A 21,691-nucleotide genomic window follows, 5' to 3' on the forward strand; every position below is an offset into this window, starting at 1 on the left:
TACATGGCAAGCATGACCCACGCCTGCTGCCACGCCTCCCATGGCACCGCTCCCGCCGCCGACCCGGCCATCGCCATCGACCCCGTCTGCGGGATGAAGGTGAAGATCGAGGGGGCGAAGAACACGACCGTGCACGAGGGGCAGACCTATTACTTCTGCAATCCCAAGTGCCTGCAGAAGTTCACCGCCGAGCCCGCGCGTTACCTGAAGCCCGAGGAAGCACCGCCCGCGGCGCCGGTGGCCCCGGGCGCGATCTTCACCTGCCCGATGCATCCCGAGATCCGACAGGTCGGCCCGGGAAGCTGCCCGATCTGCGGCATGGCGCTGGAGCCTGCCGAGATCTCGCTCGACGACGGGCCGAACGAAGAGCTCGCGGACATGACTCGCCGCCTGTGGATCGGCGGCGCCCTGGCCGCTCCGCTGGTGGCGCTCGACATGGGCGGGCATGTGTTCGGCCTGCACGGGCTGTTGCCGCACGGCGTCCTGCCGTGGCTGCTGATGGCGCTCGCGACGCCGGTGGTCCTGTGGGCCGGCTGGCCGTTCTTTGTGCGCGGCTGGCAGTCGGTGCGGACCGGCCACCTCAACATGTTCACCCTGATCGCGCTGGGCACCGGCGTCGCCTGGATCTACAGCGTCGTGGCGACCGTGGCACCCGGACTGTTCCCCGCCGGCTTGCGCGGCGCCGACGGATCGGTGCCGGTCTATTTCGAACCGGCCGCGGTCATCGTCGTGCTGGTGCTGGTCGGACAGGTCCTCGAACTGCGCGCGCGCGACGCGACCGGCGGCGCCATCAAGGCCCTGCTGGGACTGGCGCCGCGCACCGCCCTGCGCATCGACGCGGCGGGCAACGACGCCGAAGTGGCGATCGACCGGATCGCAGTCGGCGACCGGCTGCGCGTGCGGCCCGGCGAGAAGGTCCCTGTCGATGGCGCGGTGATCGAGGGGACCGGATCGGTCGACGAATCGAGCATCACCGGCGAGCCCATGCCGGTCTCCAAGGCGCCCGGCGCCCGGGTGATCGGCGGCACGGTGAACGCCAGCGGCACCTTCGTCATGAAGGCCGAGCTTGTCGGCAGCGACACGATGCTGTCGCGCATCGTCAAGATGGTGGCCGAGGCGCAGCGCAGCCGCGCGCCGATCCAGCGCCTGGCCGACGTCGTCGCGGGCTGGTTCGTGCCGACGGTGATTGCCGTGTCCGTCATCGCCTTCGCCGCCTGGTCGATCTGGGGCCCGGCGCCGGCCTTTTCTTATGCGCTGGTGGCGGCGGTCTCGGTGCTGATCATCGCCTGCCCCTGCGCACTTGGCCTTGCCACGCCGATGTCGATCATGGTCGGCGTCGGAAGAGGCGCCGCCGCCGGTATCCTGATCCGCAGCGCCGAGGCGCTCGAACGGCTGGAGAAGGTCGATACGCTGGTGATCGACAAGACCGGCACCTTGACGCTGGGCAAGCCGACACTGGCAACGGTGGAGTCGCTCGGCCCTCTGTCGCAAGACGAGATCCTGCGGTTGGCCGCCAGCCTCGAGCGTGGCAGCGAGCATCCTATCGCCGCCGCGATCCTGGCAGGCGCGCGCGCGCGCGGACTGGAGACGGCAAACGTCGAAGGATTTGCCTCGCCCGCCGGCAAGGGCGTGTCGGGGACGGTCGAGGGCCGCGGCGTGCTGCTGGGTAACGCCGCTTTCCTGCGCGAAGCCGGCATCGATGTTGCCGCCGCCGACGCGAAGGCCGATGCGCTGCGCCAGGATGGCGCCACCGTCGTGCTGCTCGCCGTAAACGGCGTCGCGGCAGGGCTGCTGTCGGTGAGCGATCCGCTCAAGGAAACGACCCCGGAAGCGCTCGAGCGCCTGCGCGCCGCCGGCCTGCGCATCGTCATGCTGACCGGTGACAACCGGCGCAGCGCCGCCGCAGTGGCCGCCCGGCTGGGCATCGACGACATCGAGGCCGAGGTTCTGCCCGAGGACAAGGCGCGGATCGTCCAGCGGCTGAAAGCCGAGGGCCGCGTCGTCGCGATGGCCGGAGACGGCATCAACGACGCGCCGGCGCTGGCCGCCGCCGATGTCGGCATCGCCATGGGCACCGGCACCGACATCGCCATCGAGAGTGCCGGCATCACCCTGGTGAAGGGCGACCTGCTGGGCATCGCCCGCGCCCGCCAGCTTTCCCGGGCCACCATGGCCAACATTCGCCAGAACCTGTTCTTCGCCTTCGTCTACAACGCGGCCGGCGTGCCGATTGCGGCAGGCGTGCTCTATCCGGTCCTGGGAGTCATGCTGAGCCCGGTCTTCGCGGCCGCCGCCATGGCGCTGAGTTCTGTCAGCGTGATCGGCAACGCCCTGAGGCTGCAACGCCTGAAGTTCTGAGCCGGTCTGCGAAATTTCGGACTTCCCTGTCGCTTTGCCCTTGATCTGCGGCCGGCCACGCTCGAAATTGCGCTGATCATGCGCCTGATCCATCGATCGCACCGCGCCGCCAACGCCGTCCGGACCGTGTCTCCGAGCGGCGAACTGTTCGTTGCGTCGATCGTGGTCTGCATGATCCTGGCTTCGTTCGGCGATGCGGTCGACCCGACCTGGTTCGGCGAGGCGGGACTGGAATTCGCGTTCTTCGATTTCGGCGGAGAGTTCTCGATTCTGGCGATGCGCCACTGGCATCTGCTGGAACTCTTGTTGGCCGGCGGCGTGATGGCCGTGGGAATCATGGTGCTGCGCATCTTGGCCGGCGCCTACTTCCGGCCGCTCGAGCCCGCCCCCTCCGGCGGCGTCGAGAAGGTGCCGATCAAACTCTGACGACTGGTTGAAAACGCCGTCGACCGCTCTTCCACGGAAGAACGCGGTGTCGGCACGCATTCACGTGTTGTTGGAGACTTTCATGGAACTCGAACTGTTTTCGGGCGCATTCTTTTCCGCGCTCCTGGCCATCATTCTGATCGACCTCGTGCTGGCGGGCGACAACGCCCTCATCATCGGCCTCGTCGCACGCAATCTTCCCAAGGAAAGCCAGAAGAAGGTCATCTTCTGGGGCACCTTCGGCGCCATCGCGATCCGCGCCCTGATGGCCATCCTCGTCGTCTATATCCTGGCCGTGCCGGGCTTCATGCTGGCCGGCGGCCTCGCGCTGGTCTGGATCGCCCGCAAGCTGCTGACCCCCCAGGAGAATGCCGAGGAGAACCACCTCGTCAAAGCGCCCGTCGCGAGCTTCGCCGCGGCGGTGCGCACGATCATCATCGCCGATGCGGTGATGGGCATCGACAACGTGCTGGCCATCGGCGGCGCCTCGCACGGCTCGATCCTGCTGATCCTGATCGGCCTCGCCATCAGCGTGCCGATCATCGTCTGGGGCAGCCAGCTGGTGATCAAGCTGGTCGACCGCTATCCGTCGGTGATCCTGGTGGGCGGCGCGGTGCTGTGCTGGACCGCCTACGGCATGATCACCCGCGAGCCGATGCTGGCGAGCTGGTTCGAGGCCCATCCGGCCGCCAAGCTGATCCTCGCCGTGCTGGCCTTCTCGATCGCGCTGGCGCCCTGGTACGCCGAACGTCTCAGCGAGCAGATGAAGCCGCTGACGGTGCTGCTGCCGGCCATCCTGATCTGGATGCTGGGCTTCGAAGTCGCTGCCAGCGTCTGGAAGGTTCAGGCCGACTATCTGACGGCGACCACCCAGGGCGAATACCTGATGGAAGGCCTGCGCTGGATCGGCTGGCTGCCGCTGGCCGCGCTCTTCCTGTGGGTGCGCGAGCGGATCGTCGTGCGCAGCGCGCGTCTGGCGCGCAGCGCGCAGTAGTCGGAAGGCAATGCTTGCGGGGCGGCCCTGCCCCGCAAGCTCTTGCCCATTCGCATTGATCCCCAATGCTCCGTCATCTCGACCGGAGCGCCCCTCGGAAGCCTCGGGGCAGGCTCCGCCGCGGAGTGGAGATATCTTCTCTCCACGATTTTACGGCTTTACGGGGAAGCTAAGGTCTCTCTGCTCCGCACCTTCGGTGCTTCGGTCGAGACGACGGCTTCCTTCTTTACGAAACCGACAGTTCGGCGCCGGTCAGCCGGCGGTAGGCTTCGAGGTACCGTTTGCTGGTCGCCTCCACGACTTCCGCCGGAAGCCTGGGTGGCGGCGCCTCGCCGTTCCAGCGGCCGGCATGGCGCTCGACGTCGAGCCAGTCGCGCAGCGGCTGCTTGTCGAAGCTGGGTTGCGGCTTTCCTTCGGCATAGCCGTCGAGCGGCCAGAAGCGCGAGGAATCCGGAGTCATCACTTCGTCGATCAGCAGGATCCTGCCATCGGCGGTGCGACCGAACTCGAACTTGGTGTCGGCGATGATGATGCCCTGCTTCAGGGCGACGTCACGGCCGCGCGTGTAGACGAGGCGGGTCAGCCGTTCGAGCTCGGCAGTGACCTCGGCCCCCAGCGCCTTGCGCATCTCGGTAATGGTGATGTTTTCGTCGTGGCCGCTCTCGGCCTTGGTCGCCGGACTGAAGATCGGCGGATCGAGGCGGCCGCTCTCCTTCAACCCCTTCGGCAGCGTTTCCCCGGCTAGGGTCCCCGCCTTGGCATACTCGCGCCAGGCCGAACCGGTGATGTAGCCGCGGACCACGCATTCGATCGGGAACACCGTGCCGCGCCGACAGAGCATGGCGCGCCCGGCGATCTCGGCACGATGGCCCTTCAGGGCGGGCACCGCGGCGACGATCTCGTCGGCGTCGGCCGAGATCATGTGATGATCGACGAGATCGCCCAGCTGGCGGAACCACCAGGCGCTGACCTGGGTCAGCACGGCGCCCTTTTGCGGGATGGGCTCGGCCATCACCACGTCATAGGCGCTCACCCGGTCGGTCGCGACCAGCAGCAGCCGGTCTGCATCCACCGCATAGACATCGCGCACCTTGCCGCGCGCGATCCTCTCGAGCGGCAGATCGCTCACCGTCATCAGCATCATCGGCCTCAGCCTTCCTTGCGCAGTTCCTCGAACACTTCCTTGGCGGTGAGCAGCGCCTCGCGCACCGACGGCAGGCCGATATAGCCGCAAAGATGCATCAGCGCCTCGGACAATTCATCCTCCGTCCAGCCCTGCCGGCGGGCCATCCGCAGATGGATGGCGAGTTCGGGCCATCGCGCCTGGGCGGTGTCGGAAATGACGCAGATCAGCGTCTTGGTCTTGAGGTCGAGGCCGGGGCGCGACCACAGCATCCCGAAGACCGCCTCGCGGGCGTAATCGCCGAATTTCTGCATCATCGGGTCGTCGTAGACCGACTTGTTCATGTCGGCGGCGAATTTCTCCCCCATCAGGCTGGCGCGCATTGCGCTGCCCTTCCTGTAATTCTCGCTGTCCGTCATGGATTCCTCCTTTGTTACGATTTCTGGGCTGCAGCGTCCCGGAATTCGCGGCTAGGATCAATTGTCCAAGGGGAGACTTGACCAAACAATGGCCGCCAGCGGCACTGTGATCGAACCCGCCGGCCGGCGGCGCCGGGCGGCGCTGACCCTGGCCGCCCTGGGAGTCGTATTCGGCGATATCGGCACCAGCCCGCTCTACACGGTCAAGGAGTGCTTCAGCGAATACACGGGCATACAGCCCACGCCCGAAAACGTGCTGGGCATGCTGTCGCTCATCACCTGGGCGCTGATCGTCGTCGTCACGCTGAAATACGTGGCCGTGGTCATGCGCGCCGACAACAAGGGCGAGGGTGGCGTACTGGCGCTGATGGCGCTGGTCTCCAGCCAGGCGAACATCTCCTCGCCCTGGCGCCGCCGCCTCTATCTCATGCTGGGGATTGCCGGCGCCGCGCTGTTCTACGGCGACTGCCTGCTGACACCCGCCATCTCGGTGCTGAGCGCCGTCGAGGGCCTGACCGTCGCCACCCCGGCCTTCCAGCCCATGGTCATACCGATTGCAATCGGCGTCATCGTCGCGCTGTTCTCGGTCCAGCATTTCGGCACCAGCGGCATCGGCAAATGGTTCGGCCCGGTGACGCTGATCTGGTTCATCCTGCTGGCAGTGCTGGGCGCGCACCAGATCGTGCAGCGGCCGGAAGTTCTGGCAGCACTGTCGCCGCACCATGCGGTGGCCTTCGCGCTGCGCCAGAAGATCGTGGCCTTCATCGCATTGGGCGCAATCACGCTGGCCATTACTGGCGCCGAGGCGCTGTACGCCGACATGGGCCATTTCGGCGCCAAGCCCATCCGGCTCGCCTGGCTGGGCCTCGTGCTGCCGTCCCTGCTCCTCAACTATTATGGGCAGGGCGCCTTGATCCTGAGCGACCCGAGCGCGCTGGCCAATCCGTTCTTCAATCTCGCTCCCGACTGGGCGCTCTATCCGCTGGTCGGTCTGGCCACGGCCGCCACCGTGATCGCCTCGCAGGCCACCATTTCGGGCGCCTTCTCGATGGCCAAGCAGGCGGCCCTGCTGGGCCTCAGCCCCCGCGTTCACATCCGGCACACCTCGGCCAGCGAATTCGGGCAGGTCTATCTGCCGGTGGTCAACTGGCTGCAGATGCTGGGCGTCGTGATCCTGATCATGGCGTTCAAGTCGTCAACCAACCTCGCCTCGGCCTACGGCATCGCCGTTACCGGCACGATGCTGATCACCAGCACCCTCGTCTTCGTGCTGGCCGTGCGCTGCTGGAACTGGGGCTGGCCGCTCAGCATCCTGGTGTTCGGCAGCTTCATGACGCTCGACCTCGCCCTGCTGTCCTCGAACATGTTGAAGTTCCTCGACGGCGGCTGGGTGCCGCTGGCGATCGCCGCGGTGATCTTCCTCTGCATGTGGACCTGGCTGACCGGCCGGGCGGCCGTGGCCAGACACGAGCAAGCGGAGGCACTCCCGCTGGAAACACTGCTCGAAAGCATCAATCCGGCGCGCGTGCACCGGCCGCAGGGCACCGCGGTCTACCTGACCGCCACGTCGACCAATGCGCCGCGGTCGCTGATGCACAATCTGAAGCACAACGAGGTGCTGCATGAGCACGTCGTGCTGCTGAGCATCGAGGTTCCCGATATCCCCTTCGTGTCGCCCGAAGGCCGAAGCCAGGTGACCCATCTCGGCAAGGGCGTGCATCGCGTCGTGCTGCATTACGGCTTCATGGAGCAGCCCGACGTGCCGAGCGCGCTCGTGCTCCTCGAGGACAAGGGCATACCGTTCGACCCGATGCGAACGTCCTATTTCATCGGCCGCAACACCTACATGGAGGCGAGCAAGCCGCTGCTGCCGCGCTGGCAGGAGAAGCTGTTCCTCGCTCTCTCGCGGTTTGCCGCCAGCGCCGGCGACTTCTTCGGCCTGCCCACCAACCGCGTCGTCGAACTGGGCAGCCGCATCGAGATCTAGCGGCTGTGGAAACGGGTTTTTGCAGGCACCGGCCGAAAAACACGGCCTGCATGCGGTACCCGGATACCTGTTCCGAGGGTGCGACTCTGGCTTCGAATGATTCGTTTATTTCGTTTGTTTCGTTTACCGACGCCGTGCTGCGCCCGGCTTCTCAGGATGAGGCGGGCAGGTCGCTGTAAGGGCGAAGGACCCTGGCCCTCACCATTCGCCGCAACCGAACTTCAGCAGGTTGCCGTGCGGGTCATGGATGTGGAACTCCTTCATGTTCCAGGGCCGCACCAGGAAGGGCGACAGGCCGGGCACGCCGCGCGCCGAGTATTCCGCGTGGAGCGCGGCGACCTGGCCGCCGCGAATGTAGCAGGAGGTGTTCTCGGAAAACCGGCGATCCTCGGTCTTCCAGAAATGCAGTTCCATGTCGTCGCGTTTGACGATCAGGTAGTTGTCGTCCTGATGGCCGACCGTGAAGCCCAGCCAGTCGACATAGAAGGCGCTGGTCGCGGCGATGTCGAGGGAGGCGAGGATCGGGATGGTGCGGGCGAAGTCCGTCGTCATGCATCGAAGCCGGACAGCGAAACCGCCTCGCGGGCCGGCGGCTGCAGACCGCGCGCCAGGAGGTCGCCCAGGCGCGCGAAGATGCGGCCGGCTTCGGTGCAGCCGACATCCTGGGCCACGGCCTCGGCCGCGACATTGAGCAACGCATTGCCGGCGAGGTCGCGGCACTCGGCGGGCAGGCCGTCGACGGCTTCGGCGATCACGCGCATGGCGTGCTGGAGATCGCAGAGGCGATCGGGCATGGGCGCGGTCATGGCAGGGGCCTTCAATTGAGACGGCCGCCAGCGGCGCCGGCGGCCGGAGCGATCCTGAGGCCTGCGCCGGCGAGGGCGACGGCAAAGGCCTTCAGACGGATCGCAGCCACGCGCGACGCGGTGGGCGCCATCATGATGTCGAGCGACGCCAGCAGCGGACGGTCGTGATCGGCCTGGGCGAGACCGCAGAGCGCCACCAGCACCGCTTCGTCGCGGCTCACGCTCGAGCAGGTCGGCCGGTGGATTTCCATGGCGCGCCGTGCGCCGAACAGGAAGGCGTCCATGGCGATCGCAAAATCCGGCAGGGCGTCGAGCACGCCCGCGACCTTGAAACCGCGATGAAGGATCGAGCCTTCGTGGGGCAGCGCGCGGTCCTGCTGCCACTGGCGCAGCGCCCACAGCACGAACCGCTCGCTCACGGGCAGCGCGCAGGCACAATCGGTCCTGCCGCAGCCCTCTCTGGGCTTGCGATGCACGGCGCCAAGCCTCTGTTCCTGAACGATTTCCATGGTCTCACCCGTGTTGAAGGACCTTGACTGTTCGGTCAGTCTATGCAATTAAGAGTCGTTCGCAATACAAAAAGAGGAAGCGAGAGGCGACATGAACCAGATGACCCGTCCCCTTCGGGTGTCGGAGGCGCAGAGCGACAGGCTGGAGGTCACGCTTCCCGCCGTTGAGAGCGCCGCGCTCCTGCAGGGACGGCGTGAACTCATGATTCGCCACGGCGCCGAACTCTATCGGCTGCGCCTCACCGCCTCGAACAAACTCATCCTGACGAAATAGATTCGAAGACCCCGAGGGGCCATCCCTCCTCGGTCAAACTGCCCAGCCAGCCGGTCCCGAAAAGGATCCCGCGAGCCAGGCGTCCTTTTCCTGGGGGACCTGGTTCCAATGAAGCTGCGCATCGTCTACGCGCTGATGGCGACAACCGCCATCTGCGCGCCTCTGTCCACGCCCGCCTGGGCACAGACACCCACCACACCTCCCGCCTCGGATCCGACGCAGGCGCCGCCGGCCACCCAGGCCGTGCCCACGCAGCTCGACGCCGTGACGACGGCCGCGATGCGCAGCCGGCGACCGCTCGACGACGTGCCGGCCACCGTCTCGGTGATCACGACGGAGAACATCGATCGCGAGAACATGCAGGACGTCCGCGACCTCGTTCGCAACGAGCCCGGTGTCACCGTCGGCAACAATCCCGGACGCGCCGGCTTCCAGAACTTCGTGATCCGCGGCATCGGCGGCAACCGTGTGCTGCTGATGGTCGACGGCATGCGCACGCCCGACTTCCCCGACAGCAACCAGGGCGCGGGCACCTACTCGCGCGAGCAGCCCGACCTCGAGGACATCAAGCGGGTCGAGATCATCCGCGGTCCCGCCTCCGCCCTCTATGGTTCCGACGCGATCGGCGGCGTGGTGGCCTACACGACGAAGGATCCCGGCGACTACATGCGCGACGGCAAGGACGTCTATGCCAGCGCCAAGGCCGCCTATAGCGGCGCCAACCAGCAATTCTCCGAGTCGTTCACCGGCGCGGTACGCTCGGGCAACGTCGAGTTCATGGGCATCTATACGAGGCGCGACGGCCATGAGTTCCAGCCGGCGCAGACGACGGTCAGCCCGAACCCGACGACCTGGTCCAACAACAACTTCTTCGCAAAGCTGGTGATCAAGCCCACCGAGGTCGACACGATCCGGCTCACCGGATCCTACAACCAGAGCATCCAGAGCACCAACGTCCTCTCCGCCATCGGCACCTTCCCCAGCCTGTTCGCAAGGGTCTACGACGAGTGGGGCCGGGACTATACCAACACCTACCGGATAAGCGCCCAGTGGGAGCACAACGCACCGATCGGCTTCGTCGACCGGCTGAGCTTCCTCGCCTACTTCAACTCGGTCTACTCGCAGGCCGACACCTATACATTGCGCAGCGGGACCACCGGCGTCGTTCCGACCAATGCCCGCACCTCGCAGTTCTACTACACGCAGAACGTCGCCGGCGGCGAACTGCAGATGCACACCGATCGCGAGATCGGCGGCCTCGACAATTTCTTCACCTACGGGGCGAGCTTCTCCTGGACGACGACGACCCGGCCGCGCAACCGCACGCAGATCACGCTGGCGACCGGGGCGACCACGAACTCGGTGGGCGGCGAGACCTATCCCAACAAGAATTTCCCCGACACCGACACGGTCCAGGCCGGCATCTACGTCCAGGACGAGATCAGCGCCCTGGGCGGGCGCCTGAAGATCACGCCGGCGGTGCGCCTCGACTACTACAGCATGACGCCCAATCCCGATAAGTACTTCTGGAACTCGACGGGCGCCACGCTCGACGCCGTGCCCTCGGCCACCACCTATGTCTCGGCCTCGCCCAAGCTCGGCCTGCTGTATCACTTCAACGATACCTATTCCGGCTACTTCCAGTACGCGACTGGCTTCCGCGCCCCGCCGTACGACAATGCGAACTTCGGCTTCACCAATGCCGCGTCGTTCTACCAGATCCTGCCCAACGCCAACCTGAAGCCGGAAACGGCCAACTCCTTCGAGGTCGGCTTCCGCGGCAAGTACGAGGACGGATCGAGCTGGCAGCTCACCGGCTTCTACAACCTCTACAACAACTTCATCGAAACCACCGTCGTCGGCATGGTGGGCGCGGTCACGCAATACCAGTACGTCAACCTCACCAACGTGACGATATGGGGCATCGAGGCGCGCGGCGAATACCGCTTCGCGCCGGAATGGGCGGTCGCCGGCTGGACGGCTTTCGCGCAGGGCACCGACACGAAGACAGGCCTGCCGGTCGATTCGGTATCCCCGTGGACCACGCAGGCCCGCATCCGCTACGGCTTCGACAAAGGCGTCGTTGCCCAGCTGATCGGCACCGTTGCAGCGGCGCACACCCAGGTCAGCAATCCGACCTACTTCCAGGCGCCGGCCTATTTCAATCTCGACGCCACCGTCGGCTACGTCTTCAACGACCACTTCAAGATCAATGCCGGCGCGTTCAACATCACCAACGCCAAGTACTGGAACGCGCCTGACACGATCGGCCTCTCGTCGACCAATCAGCAGCTCGATCTCTACGCCCAGCCCGGCCGGTACTTCGGCGTCAACCTCCTGGCGAAATGGTAGTCCCGGCAGCCCTCTCTGCCGAGCGACTGCCGGCGCCACCGGCACGCGGTCCCCGCGTGCCGGTGGCGTTGTCGCTTGCCTTGCATGGGCTGGCCATCGTCCCCCTTCTTCTCGCCGGCACGTCCGGCAGCAGCGCCAACGACGATCAACCGGCGCTGATGGTCGAACTCTCGCTGGCGGCACCCATGGCCGGGCCTGCGGCGGAAGCCGACCAACCCGACACCACCGAACCGCAGCAGCAACCCGATCTTCCCACGCCGCCGGTGGACCACGCAGAAGCGACACCGGCCCCCGAGCCGGAACCGCCGCCTCCGCCACAGGAGGTCGCCGCCGCGGAACCCGAGATCAAGCTCGAGCTCCCTCCGCCGGACGAACCGCCACCGCCGACCGCCGCGGAGATGAAACCCGTCGAGCCGCCCAAGCCCAAGCCGCCGCAATCCAAGCCGGCGGCTGCACCGCGTCCGGCGACACAGGCCGCGGTCACGAAGGCGCCCTCGCCCGACGCGGGCAATGCCAGCATCACGCAGCAGCAGGCCGCCTCCTCGTCGTCGCTCATCGTGTTCGAGGGCAGGCCGCGCTACCGGATCCCTCCCACGCCGGCCGTCTATCCGCCGCGCTCCATCGAGCTGGGCCAGCAAGGCGAGGTGCTGGTGCGGGTTCGCCTCGAACCCGACGGCGCCGCCGCCGAGATCGTGCTGTGGCGCAGCAGCAGCTTTCCCCTGCTCGACCGCGCCGCGCTCGCCGCCGTTCGCGGCTGGCATTTTCTTCCCGCCATCCGCGACGGCCGTCCGGTCGCCGCCTGGGTGGAAATCCCCGTTCGTTTTCATCTTCGTTGAAAGGACAGCCCATGCTCTCACCCGCCAATTCAGACCTTGCCGCCCGTTGGAACGCCTTGCGCGGCGAGAAGCCGGCCTTGCGAATTCGCGACGCGGCCGCGACCCTGGGCGTCAGCGAAGCCGAACTGGTGGCCCTGGGTGTCGGCAGGACCGCGACGCCGCTGAAGGCCGACTGGCGCGGCATCCTGAACGACATGCCCGAAGTCGGCCGCGTGATGTGCCTGACGCGCAACGAGCATTGCGTGCACGAACGCCATGGCCGCTTCGAGGGCGTGGACGTCAAGGGCCCTCATGGGATCGTGCTCGGACCCGACATCGACCTGCGCCTGTTCCTCGGCTCGTGGAAGCACGGCTTTGCCGTGCGTGAACCGCTGAAGCAGGGCGAACGTCTCAGCCTGCAGTTCTTCGACGGCGCCGGCGACGCGGTGCACAAGATCTACGCGACCGAAGAAACCGACCGTCCGGCCTTCGACGCGCTGATCGCGCGCTACACGGCAACACCGGACGACATGAAGATCGTCGCACGCACGGCCGACACGATCGACCGTCCTGACGCAGAGATCGATGTCGAGGGTCTGCGCGCCGCCTGGCTCGCCATGAAGGACACGCACGAGTTCTTCGGCATGCTGGGCAAGTTCAAGGTCGGTCGCGTGCAGGCGCTGCGTCTGGTCGGCGAGGATCTCGCCCGCGAATTGCCGGTGCGCGCGCTGCGTGCCGCCTTCGAAGCGGCCGCCGCCGACGGCACGCCGATCATGGTCTTCGTCGGCAGCCATGGCTGCATCCAGATCCACACCGGTCCGGTGAAGCGCCTGGTCGAGGCGCACGGCTGGTTCAACGTCCTCGATCCGGACTTCAACCTGCACCTGCGCGAAGGCGGCATCGCCCGCGTCTTCTCGGTGCGCAAGCCCACCGAGGACGGCATCGTCACCTCGATCGAGGCGTTCGACGCCCACAACCGCAACATCCTGCTGATGTTCGGTGCGCGAAAGCCGGGCGCTCCGGAACTCGAGGCGTGGCGCGCCATCGTCGCGCGGGTCGAGAAGCAGGCGGCCTCGTGATGAAGCGGCGCACCGCCCTTGGCCTGGCCCTCGGCGCGGCAACGGCTGCCACTCTGCCGGCGGCCGCACAGCAGCCGCCGCGCATCGTGGCAGTCGGCAGCTCCATCACCGAGATCGTCTATGCGCTCGGCGCCGAGGAGCTGCTGGTCGGCGTGGATACGACGAGCCTGTACCCCGAGGCCGCCCGGAAGCTGCCGCAGGTCGGTTACATGCGCGCGCTGTCGGCCGAGGGCCTGCTGTCGCTGAAGCCGACCCTGATCATCGCGACGACCGCGGCCGGACCGGCCGGCGCCCTCGACCAGCTCAAGGCGACGGGCATCGAGATCATGATCCTGCCCGACCTCTACGACTATGACAGCGTGATCGCCAAGATCGCCGCCGTCGGCAAGGTGACCGGCAAGGCGGCGCAAGCCGACGCGATGATCGGCAAGGGTCGACAGGCCATGGCGTCGCTGGCCGCGGCGCTCGCGAAGACGGCCGATCGCCCGCGCGTGCTGTTCCTGCTGTCGATGACCGGCGGCGCGCCGCAGGCCGCCGGCCGCGACACCGCCGCCGCCGGCATCATCAAGCTGGCGGGCGGCACCAACGCAGTCGACGGCTATTCCGGCTACCGGCCGCTCACGCCCGAATCGGTCATCGCGTCCCGCGCCGACTTCGTGCTGGTGACGCGCCAGACCGTCGAGGCGATGGGCGGCAAGCAGGCCATTCTCGACCAGCCGTCGCTCAACCGTACGCCGGCCGGCAAGGCCGGCAGGATCATCGAGTTCGATACCCTGCTCCTGCTGGGCTTCGGTCCACGCACGCCCGAAGCGGCCACCGAACTGGCGGTGGCGCTGCATCCAGACCTCGCCCGGGCACCGTGACGGCACTCGCCTTGCGCCGTCCGATCCCGCTGTTCGCGCTCGCTGCCCTGGCGAGCGTGGTGGCCAGCCTCTGCATCGGCGCCTTCCCCGTGGGCTTCGGCCAGATCCTGTCGGCCGTCGGCCTGTCGAGCGCACCGCTCGACGACACGACGGCGGCCGTCCTCTACGCCATTCGCGCGCCACGCGTGTTCGCGGCCTTCGCCGTCGGCGCCGCGCTGGCGGCCGGAGGTGCGGCGATGCAGAGCCTGTTCCGCAACCCCCTGGCCGATCCCGGCCTGCTGGGCGTGTCGAGCGGCGCCGCGCTCGCGGCCGTATCGACGATCGTGCTGGGCGAGAGGGTGATGCACATCGTGCCGCCCGACCTGCGGCCCTGGTGCTTGCCGCTCGCCGCGTTCCTTGGCGGCCTTGCCGCCACGATCGTCGTCTATCGCATTGCCGCGCGCGAAGGCGTGACACTGGTCGGCACGCTGCTGCTGGCGGGGATCGCCATCAATGCGCTCACCTCGGCGGGCATCGGCATGCTGGTGTTCGTGGCCGACGACCAGCAGCTGCGCACATTGATTTTCTGGACGATGGGCGGCTTCGGCTCCGTCACCTGGGTGGCGATCATGCCCGCTCTGCTGATCCTCCTCGTCAGCGTGCCGACGCTGCTGCCGACAGCGCACCTGCTCGACGCTCTGGCGCTGGGCGAACGCGAGGCCGGCCATGTCGGCGTCGATGTCGAGCGGCTGAAGCGGCGACTCGTGGCGCAGGTCGCGCTGGCCGTCGGCGCCGGCGTGGCGATTTCCGGCATCGTGGGCTTCGTCGGCCTGATCGCGCCGCACATCGTCCGCCTGTTGCTCGGCCCCTCGCATCGTACCCTGCTGCCGGCGGCCGCCTTGTTCGGCGGCGCCTTCCTGGTGCTGGCCGATGCGCTGGCCCGCACCCTGGTCTCGCCGGCCGAGCTGCCGATCGGCGTGCTCACGGCCCTGGTGGGCGGTCCGTTCTTCCTGTGGCTGCTCGCCAGCCGCGCCGCGCGAGGCGGGCTATGAAGCTGCTGCAGGCCATCGGCATAGAGGTGCGCGCGCGCGCCAAGACGCTGTTGTGCGAGGTGTCGCTCGACGTCGCTCCCGGCGAGTTCGTGGCGATCATCGGACCGAACGGCGCGGGCAAGAGCACCCTGCTGAATGCTCTCGCCGGCGATCGCGTCCTGAGCGCGGGCAAGATCCTGCTCGACGGACGGTCCTTGCCGCACTGGAACAAAATGGAGCTGGCGCGCCGCCGCGCCGTGCTGCCGCAGCATTCGTCGGTGGCCTTCGACTTCACCGGCCTGCAGATCGCCATGTTGGGCCTGCTCGCCTTTCGCGGCAGCCTGTCGGAACGACAGATGCAGGCGCTCGCCGAACGGGCTCTTGCCGAAACCGAGGCGCTTCCCTTCGCCGATCGTCCCTACACCGTTCTGTCCGGCGGCGAACGCCAGCGCATCCAGCTCGCCCGCGTGCTCGCCCAGTGCGACGCCGACCCCACTGCCATGCCGTTCCTGCTGCTCGACGAGCCGATCACCGGCCTCGATCTCTCGCACCAGCATGCAGCCCTTGCCAGCGCGCGGCGGCGCGCCGACCGCGGATTGGGCGTGCTGGCGGTCCTGCACGACCTCAACATGGCGGCCCGCTATGCCGATCGTGTCGGCATCGTCGAGAATGGCCGTGTGACAAATCTGGGACCGACCCGGGAGACGCTGGACCCGGAGAGGCTTTCGGCCGTTTTCGCGACACCGATTGTGCGAATCGAGGCAGCCGGCGGAGCGGCCTTCCTCAGTCCCGGCTGATTCACCGTGGTTCGGTGTTCAATCCGACATAAACCCGCCGGATTCGAACGATGTTATGATGCCTCAGCCAGCAATCATAAGTCCGACCTCAGGCCTCCATGGGCGAACGCCCCACTCTGTTGATGACGACGCGATTGGGCGTGCGCCCTCTGGGCGTGCGGGGCGAACCGCTGCATGCGGTCGCCAGCCAGTTGCTGTCCGTCATACGGCGTCGCCTGGGCGACGGTCCGGCCGACCTGCTGGCCGATCCGCAGCTTCGCGAGTCGGGTGACGGCATCGACTGGTACGCGACGCGCGGCGGGACCGTGCAGCGCCTCGCGGACCTGAGCGACGACCAACGCGCCGAGGTCCTGCGCCTTGTCGAGGAGCGGCTCGCCGCCATCCGGTCGCTGGGCACGCAGCTCATGGGCTCGCAGACCAGCGAGGAAGCCCGACTGATCGGCCGCTCCCTCGAACTGTCGACGTCGCGTCCCTCGGATGATTTCGTGTTCGTCGTCGACGGACAGCCGGTGATCGTCGCCTGGGGCTACGAAGAAGATGCCGCCGCAAGCCTGCAGGCCTTCCAGCTGGCGACGGTTCCCGCAGCGGCCCCGCCGCAGGCACGCGCCCAGGCCGTGTTCGGCAGCGCACCGGGCGCGGCGATGTTGCCGGCCACGCAAATCGTCGGCTGGGCACCCTGGGTCAGGGCCCTGCTGTTCGGATTGCTGCTCCTCCTGCTCCTGCTGTTGACGTCGTGGCTGCTGCGAACCTGCGTGCCGGTCGATCCGTCCCTGAATGTGGCCACGTTCGAGACGCCGGCGCCGCCGGCTCCCGAAGCGCCGCCCGATCCGACGCCGCTGCTGAAAGCCGCTCTCGAATCGGCCGCCGACGAGGAAGGCAAGCTCAAGGCCGAACTGGCCTCGCTCGAAGCCCAGCTCAAGGACAAGCTGGAACAGTGCAAGCCGATCGAGCCGCCCAAGCCGCCGCCGGCGCCGCCGCCCGTGGCCAAGGTCGAGCCGCCGAAGCCGCCGCCGCCCGCTCCCAAGCCTCAGCCGCCGCAGCAGGCCTCCGCCCCGCCGGTCAATCGGCCGCCGCCGGGCCAGCTGCCCTGCGACTGGTCGGGTGATTCCGGCGGCGAGGGCGTAACACGCAATAAACATTATCTGGGCGACAAGCCGGGCTTCGTCGCGCTGAACTACCAGCTCTTCGTGCGGCCCGACGACATCAAGGTCATGTATCGTGGTCAGAACATCGCCGGAACCGGTGGCCCGCGCAGCGGCCGCGGCGGCTTCGGGTTCGATTGGAATCCGGTGGCCGGGGATTATTCCGTCGATGTGATCGTAACGGGTGAGCAATGGGGTACGCGCTGGAACTATGCCATTTCCTGCCCGCGCGGCAGCAGACGGTGAGGAGCTGAGATGGCCGCAGGTCCTCTCCTCGCCCGTGAGCCGCTGCAACGCTATCGCGCGCTCGGGCTCGCCGGCGATCCGGTCTGGCGCGCGGCGGGACAGCTGCGTGCCGCCATCGCCGCGCGCCTGTCGCGCGAGCATGCCGATCTCCTGGCATTGCCTGAGGCCGAGCCGAGCGGTCGCACCATCGACTGGTACGCGCCGTTCGACGGAGAGGTGAAGCGCCTCAGCGATCTCGGCGAGGCCGAGCGCCGCCAGATTCTCGACGAGGTGCAGCGGCTGCACGGCGAGATCGCCGGCCTCGCGACCCAGATGGAAGCGATGGAGCGCTCGAACGCCGAGCGCAATTTCGCGCGCCTGCTGCGTCACGCCCTCACCGCGCCGGGCGAGGAAACGCTCTACGTCGTCAACGGACGCCCGGTGATGACCTTCTGGGGATTTACCGCCGATGCGGCCCTGCCGGGCGTATTCCTGGCGAGCCCGCCTCCCATGATGGCGGCAACGGCCACGGCCCGCGCCGCCGCCGTTTCGTCCGGACGGCCGGAGGCGGTGATGGCCTCGGCCCCGGCGATTGCCACCGTCGCAGGCCCACGGACCGTCTGGTGGCAGTGGCTGCTGCTGGGCGTCGTGCTGATGCTGATCCTGGCGTTGCTCGCCTGGCTGGTGCGGCCCTATCTGCCGCGCATCGAACCCTATATCGAGGCCAAGGCGCGCGAAGAGGCGCTGGGATTTGCCGTTCGCCAGCCCACGGAGCTGCAGCAGGTCCGCGTCGCGACCCTGGTGCAGGACAACGAAGATCTGCGTCTCGAACTGGCGCGCCTCACCGACGAGCTGTCACGCCGCGGCGGCGATTGCGCCGCCGGCGTCCTCGGACCGGGCGGTGTGATCGCCGGGTCGGCCGGCGGACTGCCGATCGAGCGCGGCGCCGGGCCCGATCCCGCCATGGCCGCCAACGATCCGGCCCACGACGCCAAGGATCCGAACAAGCCGGAGCCCAAGGGGGCCGACGCGAAGGGACCCGACGAGCAGAACAAGGACAAGAACGCCGCGGCGCCCAACGATCCGAAGAACGAGGCCGCCAACACCAAGAAGGACGAGCCCAAGCCGATGGTCGTGCCGCCCGAGGCCAAGCAGAAGCAGGACCTTGCCTTCCTGAAGGGCGACTGGCGTTCGCGCACCGGCCTTGCGACCGCGAGCGGCGAAAAGGATCTGCGTCCCTCCTACACGCTCGACGACAAGGGCAAGGGCAAGGTGTCGTTCACCCAGAAGAACGGCGCCACCTGCGAGGCGCCCGCCGAGGCGCGCTGGGACGGCACCAAGCTGGTGATCGAGGAAAAGAGCAACCCGCGCTGCAGCGACGGCAAGACCTACGCCCGCAACACCGTGAACTGCGAGATCGGCGCCGACGGCGCGGCACAATGCAAAGGCAGCCAGCCCGGCGACCCGCGCAGCTACAAGGTGCAGATCGGGCGCTGAGACCCTACATACATGTGCATGATGATGGCCGTACTGGATTGACATGAGCGACCTCGCCCGCCTGCCGAGCTATCCCAGCCCGACGACGCTGATTGCCCGCTCCGGCATCCAGTTCCTCGACTTCGGCTTCGATCCCGTGCGCCTCAAGGTGCGCGAATGGGGTTTCCATGACGCCGCGGCCACGAACGCGGTCGACGATCTGGTGCAACTCGATTTCGACGAGGGCCGCGGCCAGTACGAGGTGGTGGAGAACGGGCGCCGTCGCGCCGCCGATCCGAACCTCGTCATCACCGCCAAGGATGCGCTCGCGCCCTTTCTCGACAAGTGGGTGCCGGTCCCGTTCCTCCAGGTGCGGCCCAACAGCCAGTTCCGCGAGGGCCCGGCCGACTGGGCGCGCGTGCGCGTGGTCGATCTCGAGGCGCGCTACGGCTCGGGCTATCGCGACGAGCAGGGCAACCGCTATCGCGCGGTGCTGGCCTTCGACACCGGCCTGATCGCCGAAGCCGAGGGCCGCGCCTATCTCGCCCCCTCGCCCAAGGACGTGACCGCCGGCGCGTTGTTCGCGCTGGCGCCGCAGCAGCGCGCCAACCACTGGCTGCTGCGCCAGGGCTGGATGGTGCAGTGGCTCGACGAGCTGTTCCATGAATTGCATCCGCGCGCGACCGCGGAAGAGATCGAGAGCGACATCAAGCAGAAGCCGCAAGAGGCAACCGCGCGCTATCTCGCCTTCCTCGGCCTGCTCGCCGCCGCGGCGCACTTTCCGCCGGTCAAGCTGGTGGGCGATGCCGAACGGCCGGGCCGCGGCGCGATCGAAGTGGATCTCGTGCTCGACGTCGGCAACTCCCGGACCTGCGGCCTCTTGATCGAGGCGGCGGGCGAACTGGGCGTCAACCTGAACGATTCCTACGAGCTCGCGCTGCGCGACCTCTCGCATCCCGAGGTCGTCCATACGCGCCCCTTCGAATCGCGCGTCGAGTTCGCGCAGGCCTGGTTCGGCAAGAACCATCTCTCGCGTCTCGGCGGTCGCGCCGATGCCTTCGTCTGGCCGACCATGACGCGGGTCGGTCCCGAGGCGACGCGGCTGGCCGCGCGCCGTCGCGGCACCGAGGGCAACACCGGGATGTCGAGCCCCAAGCGCTATCTGTGGGACGAGGAGCCGCAGACCCGCGAATGGCGCTTCAACGTGGCCTATGCGCAGGACCAGACGCCCATGCCGGCCGCCGCCGGGCCGATGGCCCAACTGGTGAACCAGAAGGGCGAGCCGTTGCACCTGGTCGATCCCGACGCCGATTCGGCCGACCACCTGCCGGTGTTCGAGCCGCTGTATTCGCGCTCCTCGGTGATGACCTTCGTGCTGACCGAGGTTCTGCTGCAGGCACTGATGCTGATGAATTCGCCGCAGCAACGCGGCCGGCGCGCCCATGCCGAGACGCCGCGCCGCCTGCGCCGCATCGTGCTCACCCTGCCGACCGGCATGCCGCTGGCCGAACGCCTGATCTTCCGCAAGCGCGCCGAAGCCGCGCGTGACCTCGTCTGGATGATGATGGGCTGGAAGCTCGACGATCCGGCGGCGCCGGCGCCGCGCGTGCTCACCGATTGGGACGAAGCGAGCTGCACGCAGCTCGTCTATCTCTACACCGAGGTCGCGCGCAATTTCGGCGGCGACGCGCGGCGCTTCTTCCAAATCACGCGCAAGCCGCGCGGCAAGCCGCCCGAGGACGTGCTCAACATCGCGAGCATCGACGTGGGCGGCGGCACGACCGACCTGATCATCAACTCCTACCGCTTGGAAGGTGCCGGCACCTCCGTCACGCTGTTGCCGGAGCAGAAGTTCCGCGAGGGCTTCAACGTCGCCGGCGACGACATCCTGCTGCGCGTGGTCCAGGGTCATGTCCTGCCGCCGATCGAGGCGGCCTTGCGTGCCGCCGGCATCGGCAATCCCGGCGACCTGATGGCCGAGCTGGTGGGCGGCGACCGCGGTGGCGAGGACGTGATCCAGCGCAACCTGCGCCAGCAGTTCGCGCTGCAGATCGCCCATCCGCTCGCGCTCGAGTTCCTGCGCGCGGCCGAAACCTACGATCCGACGTCGGGTGTGGTCGCGGCCGAGCCGCGCGCCTACGAAACCTTCTTTCCGGGGGGCGCAAGGCCGTCCGAGGAAGTCGTCACCTTCGTGAACGAGGCGGCGCGCAAGCGCGGCGCCCAGAACTTCGATCTGCGCGAAGTGATCTTCCCGGTCGACCTGCCGGGCCTCGACAAGACGGTCCGGGCGGAGATGGGCCGCGTGCTGGCGCCGCTCGCCGAGATCGTCCACGCCTACGATTGCGACGTGCTGCTGCTGTCGGGCCGGCCCTCGCGCCTGCCCGGCATCCGCGCTTTGGTGATGGAGCTTCTGCCGCTGCCGCCGGAGCGCGTGATCTCGCTGCACGAGTATCGCGTCGGTGCCTGGTATCCGTTCCGCGACGCGCGCCTGCGGGTCGAGGATCCCAAGACCACGGTTGCGGTCGGCGCGATGATCGCGGCGCTGGCGCAGTCGCAGCTTCCGGATTTCTCCTTCCGCTCCGACCTCCTGCGTTCCAAGAGCATCGCCCGGTTCATCGGCAAGCTCGATGGCGGCGGCCGCCTGCAGAAGGAAGATCTCATCTATCGCGACGTCGATCTCGACAATCGCGAGTTCGAACTGCCGGAAGTCGCCTTCGAGTTTCGCGGGCCCATGTGGCTGGGCGCGCGACAGCTCGACCTGGTGCGCTGGCCGGCGGCGCGGCTCTACGCGCTGGAGTTCGCGAAGCCTGAATATGCCGAGCGCCATGCGCGCGAGACGCCGTTCCGGATCGCGCTCGCCAGGGTGAAGCCCAAAGACAAGGACTCGGGGGATGTCGAACGTTTCCGCCTGCGCCAGGTGACGAACCGCGACGGACGTGCCGTCGCACTCGACCGCCTGACGCTCCGCCTTCAGACATTGCCGCGCCGTGAGGGCTACTGGCTCGACACGGGCATGCTCAAGACCGGTTAGAGGAC

19 protein-coding genes are annotated in these 21,691 nt (G+C 67.8%); 14 read left to right on the plus strand and 5 right to left on the minus strand.

Features of this window, described 5'->3' with window-relative positions; translation table 11 throughout:
* Window positions 1-3 precede the first annotated feature (3 nt).
* The 3 genes from ACP15H_RS21750 to ACP15H_RS21760 all read left to right on the plus strand — a co-directional run bounded on the left by ACP15H_RS21750 (window position 4) and on the right by ACP15H_RS21760 (window position 3,778).
* Window positions 4-2,358, plus strand: coding sequence for a heavy metal translocating P-type ATPase (locus tag ACP15H_RS21750; RefSeq protein WP_425068222.1), 2,355 nt, complete (start codon window positions 4-6; stop codon window positions 2,356-2,358).
* 78 nt (window positions 2,359-2,436) lie between these two features.
* Complete coding sequence (locus ACP15H_RS21755; RefSeq protein ID WP_425068223.1) at window positions 2,437-2,784, plus strand: hypothetical protein; 348 nt, start codon at window positions 2,437-2,439, stop codon at window positions 2,782-2,784.
* Between the two features lie 82 nt (window positions 2,785-2,866).
* Complete coding sequence (locus ACP15H_RS21760) at window positions 2,867-3,778, plus strand: TerC family protein (protein WP_425068224.1); 912 nt, start codon at window positions 2,867-2,869, stop codon at window positions 3,776-3,778.
* 226 nt (window positions 3,779-4,004) lie between these two features.
* Here the strand turns inward: ACP15H_RS21760 and ACP15H_RS21765 are convergent, their stop codons facing one another.
* Both ACP15H_RS21765 and ACP15H_RS21770 read right to left on the minus strand, forming a co-directional pair.
* The gene (locus ACP15H_RS21765) at window positions 4,005-4,922 is read right to left on the minus strand and encodes a phosphoribosylaminoimidazolesuccinocarboxamide synthase (protein WP_425068225.1); all 918 of its coding nucleotides are present in this window, start codon (window positions 4,920-4,922) and stop codon (window positions 4,005-4,007) included.
* Window positions 4,923-4,927: 5 nt separating this feature from the next.
* Window positions 4,928-5,320 (minus strand): carboxymuconolactone decarboxylase family protein, encoded by a 393-nt coding sequence (locus ACP15H_RS21770; RefSeq protein ID WP_425068226.1) that lies wholly within the window; start codon window positions 5,318-5,320, stop codon window positions 4,928-4,930.
* 88 nt (window positions 5,321-5,408) lie between these two features.
* On the opposite strand from ACP15H_RS21770, the gene ACP15H_RS21775 reads away from it, so the two are divergent.
* Window positions 5,409-7,307: a potassium transporter Kup gene (locus ACP15H_RS21775; protein ID WP_425068227.1), complete on the plus strand. Its 1,899-nt coding sequence runs from the start codon at window positions 5,409-5,411 to the stop codon at window positions 7,305-7,307.
* A gap of 198 nt (window positions 7,308-7,505) precedes the next feature.
* Here ACP15H_RS21775 and ACP15H_RS21780 read toward each other — a convergent pair whose 3' ends face one another.
* The 3 genes from ACP15H_RS21780 to ACP15H_RS21790 are packed head-to-tail and all read right to left on the minus strand — an operon-like array spanning window position 7,506 to window position 8,622.
* The gene (locus ACP15H_RS21780; RefSeq protein ID WP_425068228.1) at window positions 7,506-7,859 is read right to left on the minus strand and encodes a bleomycin resistance protein; all 354 of its coding nucleotides are present in this window, start codon (window positions 7,857-7,859) and stop codon (window positions 7,506-7,508) included.
* On the minus strand, window positions 7,856-8,113 hold the full coding sequence (locus ACP15H_RS21785; RefSeq protein ID WP_425068229.1) for a hypothetical protein: 258 nt from the start codon (window positions 8,111-8,113) through the stop codon (window positions 7,856-7,858). The genes ACP15H_RS21780 and ACP15H_RS21785 overlap by 4 nt, the downstream gene beginning before the upstream one ends.
* 11 nt (window positions 8,114-8,124) lie before the next feature.
* Window positions 8,125-8,622: a hypothetical protein gene (locus ACP15H_RS21790; protein WP_425068230.1), complete on the minus strand. Its 498-nt coding sequence runs from the start codon at window positions 8,620-8,622 to the stop codon at window positions 8,125-8,127.
* 100 nt (window positions 8,623-8,722) lie between these two features.
* Here ACP15H_RS21790 and hemP point away from each other — a divergent pair, with 100 nt between their 5' ends.
* The 10 genes from hemP (at window position 8,723) to ACP15H_RS21840 (ending at window position 21,686) form a co-directional block, all read left to right on the plus strand.
* Window positions 8,723-8,896, plus strand: coding sequence for a hemin uptake protein HemP (hemP, locus tag ACP15H_RS21795; protein WP_425068231.1), 174 nt, complete (start codon window positions 8,723-8,725; stop codon window positions 8,894-8,896).
* Window positions 8,897-9,004: 108 nt separating this feature from the next.
* On the plus strand, window positions 9,005-11,248 hold the full coding sequence (locus ACP15H_RS21800) for a TonB-dependent hemoglobin/transferrin/lactoferrin family receptor (RefSeq protein ID WP_425068232.1): 2,244 nt from the start codon (window positions 9,005-9,007) through the stop codon (window positions 11,246-11,248).
* Complete coding sequence (locus tag ACP15H_RS21805) at window positions 11,242-12,084, plus strand: energy transducer TonB (protein WP_425068233.1); 843 nt, start codon at window positions 11,242-11,244, stop codon at window positions 12,082-12,084. Before ACP15H_RS21800 ends, ACP15H_RS21805 begins: the two co-directional genes overlap by 7 nt.
* A gap of 11 nt (window positions 12,085-12,095) precedes the next feature.
* On the plus strand, window positions 12,096-13,142 hold the full coding sequence (locus ACP15H_RS21810; RefSeq protein ID WP_425068234.1) for a hemin-degrading factor: 1,047 nt from the start codon (window positions 12,096-12,098) through the stop codon (window positions 13,140-13,142).
* On the plus strand, window positions 13,142-14,005 hold the full coding sequence (locus ACP15H_RS21815; RefSeq protein WP_425068235.1) for a heme/hemin ABC transporter substrate-binding protein: 864 nt from the start codon (window positions 13,142-13,144) through the stop codon (window positions 14,003-14,005). Before ACP15H_RS21810 ends, ACP15H_RS21815 begins: the two co-directional genes overlap by 1 nt.
* On the plus strand, window positions 14,002-15,036 hold the full coding sequence (locus ACP15H_RS21820) for a FecCD family ABC transporter permease (RefSeq protein ID WP_425068236.1): 1,035 nt from the start codon (window positions 14,002-14,004) through the stop codon (window positions 15,034-15,036). The genes ACP15H_RS21815 and ACP15H_RS21820 overlap by 4 nt, the downstream gene beginning before the upstream one ends.
* The gene (locus ACP15H_RS21825) at window positions 15,033-15,812 is read left to right on the plus strand and encodes a heme ABC transporter ATP-binding protein (RefSeq protein ID WP_425068237.1); all 780 of its coding nucleotides are present in this window, start codon (window positions 15,033-15,035) and stop codon (window positions 15,810-15,812) included. The genes ACP15H_RS21820 and ACP15H_RS21825 overlap by 4 nt, the downstream gene beginning before the upstream one ends.
* Window positions 15,813-15,934: 122 nt before the next feature.
* Entirely contained in the window at window positions 15,935-17,200 is a 1,266-nt protein-coding gene (locus tag ACP15H_RS21830; protein WP_425068238.1) for a hypothetical protein, read from the plus strand.
* A gap of 9 nt (window positions 17,201-17,209) precedes the next feature.
* The gene (locus tag ACP15H_RS21835; RefSeq protein WP_425068239.1) at window positions 17,210-18,676 is read left to right on the plus strand and encodes an SrfA family protein; all 1,467 of its coding nucleotides are present in this window, start codon (window positions 17,210-17,212) and stop codon (window positions 18,674-18,676) included.
* Window positions 18,677-18,719: 43 nt separating this feature from the next.
* Window positions 18,720-21,686, plus strand: coding sequence for a virulence factor SrfB (locus tag ACP15H_RS21840; RefSeq protein WP_425068240.1), 2,967 nt, complete (start codon window positions 18,720-18,722; stop codon window positions 21,684-21,686).
* Window positions 21,687-21,691: the final 5 nt, after the last annotated feature.

Origin of the sequence: Reyranella sp. (assembly GCF_965249915.1) — a bacterium.
Classification (GTDB): domain Bacteria; phylum Pseudomonadota; class Alphaproteobacteria; order Reyranellales; family Reyranellaceae; genus Reyranella.

Coding starts and splice junctions, on each gene's coding strand:
- ACP15H_RS21750 (WP_425068222.1), top strand. CDS start 4: ATGGCAAGCATGACCCACGCCTGCTGCCACGCCTCCCATGGCACCGCT.
- ACP15H_RS21755 (WP_425068223.1), top strand. CDS start 2,437: ATGCGCCTGATCCATCGATCGCACCGCGCCGCCAACGCCGTCCGGACC.
- ACP15H_RS21760 (WP_425068224.1), top strand. CDS start 2,867: ATGGAACTCGAACTGTTTTCGGGCGCATTCTTTTCCGCGCTCCTGGCC.
- ACP15H_RS21765 (WP_425068225.1), bottom strand. CDS start 4,922: ATGATGCTGATGACGGTGAGCGATCTGCCGCTCGAGAGGATCGCGCGC.
- ACP15H_RS21770 (WP_425068226.1), bottom strand. CDS start 5,320: ATGACGGACAGCGAGAATTACAGGAAGGGCAGCGCAATGCGCGCCAGC.
- ACP15H_RS21775 (WP_425068227.1), top strand. CDS start 5,409: ATGGCCGCCAGCGGCACTGTGATCGAACCCGCCGGCCGGCGGCGCCGG.
- ACP15H_RS21780 (WP_425068228.1), bottom strand. CDS start 7,859: ATGACGACGGACTTCGCCCGCACCATCCCGATCCTCGCCTCCCTCGAC.
- ACP15H_RS21785 (WP_425068229.1), bottom strand. CDS start 8,113: ATGACCGCGCCCATGCCCGATCGCCTCTGCGATCTCCAGCACGCCATG.
- ACP15H_RS21790 (WP_425068230.1), bottom strand. CDS start 8,622: ATGGAAATCGTTCAGGAACAGAGGCTTGGCGCCGTGCATCGCAAGCCC.
- hemP (WP_425068231.1), top strand. CDS start 8,723: ATGACCCGTCCCCTTCGGGTGTCGGAGGCGCAGAGCGACAGGCTGGAG.
- ACP15H_RS21800 (WP_425068232.1), top strand. CDS start 9,005: ATGAAGCTGCGCATCGTCTACGCGCTGATGGCGACAACCGCCATCTGC.
- ACP15H_RS21805 (WP_425068233.1), top strand. CDS start 11,242: ATGGTAGTCCCGGCAGCCCTCTCTGCCGAGCGACTGCCGGCGCCACCG.
- ACP15H_RS21810 (WP_425068234.1), top strand. CDS start 12,096: ATGCTCTCACCCGCCAATTCAGACCTTGCCGCCCGTTGGAACGCCTTG.
- ACP15H_RS21815 (WP_425068235.1), top strand. CDS start 13,142: ATGAAGCGGCGCACCGCCCTTGGCCTGGCCCTCGGCGCGGCAACGGCT.
- ACP15H_RS21825 (WP_425068237.1), top strand. CDS start 15,033: ATGAAGCTGCTGCAGGCCATCGGCATAGAGGTGCGCGCGCGCGCCAAG.
- ACP15H_RS21830 (WP_425068238.1), top strand. CDS start 15,935: ATGACGACGCGATTGGGCGTGCGCCCTCTGGGCGTGCGGGGCGAACCG.
- ACP15H_RS21835 (WP_425068239.1), top strand. CDS start 17,210: ATGGCCGCAGGTCCTCTCCTCGCCCGTGAGCCGCTGCAACGCTATCGC.
- ACP15H_RS21840 (WP_425068240.1), top strand. CDS start 18,720: ATGAGCGACCTCGCCCGCCTGCCGAGCTATCCCAGCCCGACGACGCTG.